This is a genomic window from Pseudooceanicola lipolyticus, assembly GCF_002786325.1.
GTDB classification, from domain to species: Bacteria; Pseudomonadota; Alphaproteobacteria; order Rhodobacterales; family Rhodobacteraceae; genus Pseudooceanicola_C; species Pseudooceanicola_C lipolyticus.
The window spans coordinates 1-4,235 of record NZ_PGTB01000240.1 but is presented as its reverse complement, the minus strand read 5'-3'; the positions used below and the strand labels follow the sequence as shown (position 1 = coordinate 4,235).

Here is a 4,235-nt window from a genome sequence, read left to right as displayed (position 1 = left end):
ACGGTGCGGGCCGGACAGCCGGCGGCACTGTATCCCTCGGCGGCGGCGCGGCAGGCCGAGATCGCGCGCGGCGCCACCCTGCCCGATCGGGCGCTGCGCCACCTGTTCCAGCATTCCGAGGTACATCTGAACGTGGAATGGCGCGACCTCAGCGATGCCGACTGGCAGGCCTGCGGCACCGATCTGGCGGGACAGCCCCTGCCCCTTTGCGACACCCCGTACCTGCGCGCGCGCGAACTGTGGCTGCACGCGCTGGACCTGGATGCCGGCGCGCGACTGCGCGACATGCCGGCAGAATTCGTCGCGGCCCTGGCGGCGGAACTGGACACGCGCGCCGGGGACAGCGCAGAAACCGCCGTGCAAGCGCATTTCGGTGCCGGACGAAGGCCGTTTGGCGTGGCTGGGGCGAAGCTGCCGGAAGACTGGCCGTATTAAACCCGCGGTCCGGACGGGTGCGGCCGCCCCAACGCGCAATGTGCGGCCCGGCGCCAGCGCGGGGCGGCGGAGATGGCAAAGTTATCCGGTCGAAGCGCCTTGGCCCGCGCCGCCAGGATTATGCCGGGTCGGCCTCCAGCAGCGCACGCAGCGGCGCCATCTTGCCCGCGCGCAGGCGGCCGTCGCGCATCTGGAACAGGCCGCGTTTTTCGTGCCCCTGCACCACCACCCGGTCGCCGATCCGGCCCTCGTAGCTGAGCAGCAGCACCTTGTCGCGCCATTCGTCGATCGACAGGGTCAGCGCCATCAGGTCGCCTTCCATCGCCGGCGAGGTGAAATTGGCCTGCAAGTCCATCAGCCCGATACCCTTGGCCTGCAACTTTTCACACAGCAGCCGGTGGCCGCCGGCGCGGTGCAGCAGGAAGGTGTGAAAGCAGCGGTCGAACCACCGGAAATAATTGGGATAAAAGACAATCCCGGCCGGGTCGCAATGGCCAAAACTGATACTGACCTCAAGGGTGAAAACGGCGCTCATGCGGACCTCCGGGAAACCTGCGGCCTTCGATAGCGGCTGCGGCAGCGGGGTCAAGCCAAGGGCGGCGATTGCGGGGCTTATCGGTCCTTGTCGAAGACCGGGCGCGACATTTCAAAGCGTTCGCCGCCTTGCTGATACCATTGCGAGCCTTCCAGCCGCGCCACCAGGTCCAGACCGCGGGTGTCGACATAGTTACGCGCCGGGTCCAGCATCTTGTCATCGGCGATGTGAATCGCCTCGATCCGGCCCAGCACCACCATCTGTTTCGGCCCGGTGGCAACACCGCTGAGCAGGCTGCATTCAAACTGCACCGGGCTGCCGTCGATCCGCGGCGGTCTGACCTTGGTCGATGGCAGGGTGGAGAGCCCGGCCAGCGCCAGTTCGTCGATCTGCGCCGGCGCGTCGATGGCGGTGACGTTCATCGCCTCGGCCAGCGCGCGCGGCACCAGGTTGACCACGAATTCGCCAGTATCCAGGATGTTGCGGGCGGTGTCCTTGCGGCCCCGCGCCGGGTCATGCATCAGGCCCAGCGCCAGGGTCGGCGGGTTTGGCCCCATCGCGTTGAAAAAACTGTAGGGCGCGGCGTTCAGCGCCCCGTCGGGCGATTGCGTGGTGACCCAGGCGATCGGGCGCGGTGTCACCGTCGAGACCATCAGCTTGTAAATCGTCTGGTCATCGGTGTCGCCGATGTCGTAATACACCTGCCGCCCCCGTTATGCCGTCACGGGCTGCTGCCCGCCATTGTCGCCGAAGGCTTCTTCGCGGTAGAGGCCCAGCGCCCGCATCACCGGCAGATCGCTGAGGCAGAACAGGCAGGCATCCTCACGCGCCGAGCCGTTGGCATGTTCGTGCCAGGCCCAGGACGGCACGCAGAAGATGTCGCGCTCGGTCCAGTCGAAGCGTTTGCCATTGATCACCGAATGGCCCGAGCCCTTGCAGACCTGATACAGGTAGCTGCCGGTATGGCGATGCGCCTTGGTCTTTTCACCCGGGCGCAGCATCTGCATTGACGCGCCCAGCGTCTGCATCACCGGCCCATTGGTGACCGGGTTGACATATTCCATCAGCAGCCCGTCAAAGGGCGAGCCGTCGCGCGCCTGCGCCAAGCCGGACAGCGCCTCGTAGGTGCGGTCCCATTCGTATTTGAACAGCGGCGAATAGTCCTTGTCCCAGGCACCGCCACCGGGGGTCAGGCCGGGATTGCCCCAGGTCCTGGTGACATCGTCAACCGGATAGGTCACCGCCTGGGCCAGGTCCGGGTGCACCTCGTAGAAATTTGCCTCCATCGCGTTGACAAAGGGAATGTCCAGCCCGTCCTGCCAGATGCAGGGCGTGCCGGCCTCGTCGACCGCGTGTTCGTGCCAGGTGCCGTTCGGGGTGAGCACGAAATCATTCACGCCCAGCGTCATCTTGTGCCCGTCGACCACGGTATAGGCGCCCTGCCCTTCCATGATGAAGCGGATGGCGCTGGCCGAGTGGCGATGCGCCGAGGCGCGTTCGCCCGGATGCATCACCTGCAGGCCGGCATAGATCCAGCCGACCGCCGCGGCCACGTCGGAGCGGCCGGGATTGTCCAGGTAGATCACCCGCCGCCCGGCCTTTTCCGGTGTCACCAGCTCGACCGAGCGCAGCACATCGTCGCGCAGATCGCCATAGCGCCAGATCATCGGCACCGACTGGCTGACCGGTTCCCAGGGTTCGATCTTGTTGGCAACGGTCCAGAGCGCGGCGGCGCCCTTCTTTTCCAGGTCGGAATAATAGGCAAGCAGCTCGGGCGTGTCCTCGACATTGGCGCGGCCGGCCACCTCTTCGCGGTATTGGTCATGCCGTGCCATCTGCTGCTCTCCCCCTTGTGATATCAGGGCAACACGGCGGTTGCCTCGATCTCGACCTTGGCCTCGTCCTCGACCAGCGCGGCGACGACAACCATGGTCATTGCCGGGAAATGATAGCCCATCACGTCGCGATACGCAGCGCCGACTTCGGCCTGGTGGGCAAGATATTCGGATTTGTCGGTGACATACCAGGTCAGCCGGGTGATATCGGCCACCGAGCCGCCGGCGGCCTCGACCACGTCGCGGATGTTCAGCAGCGCCTGGCGCATCTGGCCGATGAAATCATCGGCCTCGAAAACCTGATCGGCGGTCCAGCCGATCTGGCCGCCGACAAACAGCAGCTTGCCTTCGGCCACCATGCCGTTGGCATAGCCCTTGGCCGGTTTCCAACCCTCGGGGTGAACGGTGATGGTGCCCATCCGGTAATCTCCTGTCCTGCGCCGGAACCGTGACCCGGCACGGATGACATTTAAACGGAGAAATTTTAAGTTTAAAGCATTTTCTACCGCAATCCGGTTTTGACCATCAGGTTGTGCCGGGTCCGGCGAAGGAACGGATGGTGTCCAGCGCGCCGTCCAGCGCCTCGCCGGCGGGATCGGCCAGGGCCGCCGCGATCAGGCGGGCCACCCAGTCGGCGGCATCCTCGCGCCCCTCGACCAGGGCCGCGCCCGCGGTGACCCGGTCGAACTTGGACAGGCCGCGCGCGTGGGTGTCGCTGTAGCCCTTGATCAGCCGGCGGATTTTCAGCGTTTCGGTGGCAAAGGCATAGTTCTGCGGCAGGCGCTGCAGGGCGATGGCCAGCCAGGCCTCCATATGCGCCATCTCGCGCCGGTGGCGCAGCAGGCGGCGGCGCCAGCGGCGCATGCCGCCCACGGTGTAGAGCAAGAAGAAGGACGGCACCCGGTCGGACCGCATCCGCCGGCCCCGGTTCACCACCCGGTCGACCAGGCGATAGAGCCCCGGCTTCGCCTCGATCCAGGCACCCAGCCCGGCGGGCATCAGGCTGACGAATTCCGCCGCGCCCGGATGCAGGTATTCGGTGACCTGCATCAGCGTCTGCGGCGAGGCGCTGATCTCGCGTTCGACCCGCGCGAAGCGGGAGGAGCGGGTTTTCAGGTCGGCCACCCGCAGGATGTCGTCATAGCACAGGGCGTTGGCGAGGTATTTCGCCGCGTTCAGGGTAAAGTCAAAGCCCCGTTCGGCGCCGCCCGCGGCGTGGTCCTGCGCCAGGATACTGTCGAGCCGGTCGAGATATTCGGCGCCATAGGCCAGGTCCTGGTAATCCACCACCTTGCGCAGCCCGGCGCGCGCCATCGCCTGAACCTCGCCCGGCAGCGCGTTGATTCGGTTGGTGAGCGTGCCCAGCTCGGCCAGCTGCGCCTCGGGCCCCTGCGCCTGCGGGCGGGTGGGCAACGCCGCCTCGGGCGCCG

General features: G+C 66.5%; 6 protein-coding genes. 1 reads left to right on the top strand and 5 read right to left on the bottom strand.

All coding sequences use genetic code 11. The annotated features are described in order from the left end of the window. The coding region (locus CVM52_RS24065) for a maleylpyruvate isomerase N-terminal domain-containing protein (protein ID WP_205965020.1) at nucleotides 1–435 on the top strand (435 nt) is incomplete at its 5' end. A 118-nt stretch (nucleotides 436–553) separates the two neighbouring features. Here the strand turns inward: CVM52_RS24065 and CVM52_RS24060 are convergent. The 5 genes from CVM52_RS24060 to CVM52_RS27190 form a co-directional block, all read right to left on the bottom strand. Further along, nucleotides 554–970, bottom strand: coding sequence for an acyl-CoA thioesterase (locus CVM52_RS24060; RefSeq protein WP_100164847.1), 417 nt, complete (start codon nucleotides 968–970; stop codon nucleotides 554–556). 77 nt (nucleotides 971–1,047) lie between these two features. Then, entirely contained in the window at nucleotides 1,048–1,671 is a 624-nt protein-coding gene (locus tag CVM52_RS24055; RefSeq protein WP_205965019.1) for a flavin reductase family protein, read from the bottom strand. A gap of 12 nt (nucleotides 1,672–1,683) precedes the next feature. After that, a complete protein-coding gene (locus tag CVM52_RS24050) occupies nucleotides 1,684–2,805 on the bottom strand; it encodes a cupin domain-containing protein (protein WP_100164846.1) in 1,122 nt (373 codons plus the stop codon). A gap of 23 nt (nucleotides 2,806–2,828) precedes the next feature. Continuing rightward, on the bottom strand, nucleotides 2,829–3,224 hold the full coding sequence (locus tag CVM52_RS24045; protein ID WP_100164845.1) for a RidA family protein: 396 nt from the start codon (nucleotides 3,222–3,224) through the stop codon (nucleotides 2,829–2,831). A 106-nt stretch (nucleotides 3,225–3,330) separates the two neighbouring features. Continuing rightward, on the bottom strand, nucleotides 3,331–4,235 hold a 905-nt coding region (locus CVM52_RS27190), incomplete at its 5' end, for a DUF6537 domain-containing protein (protein ID WP_370741723.1).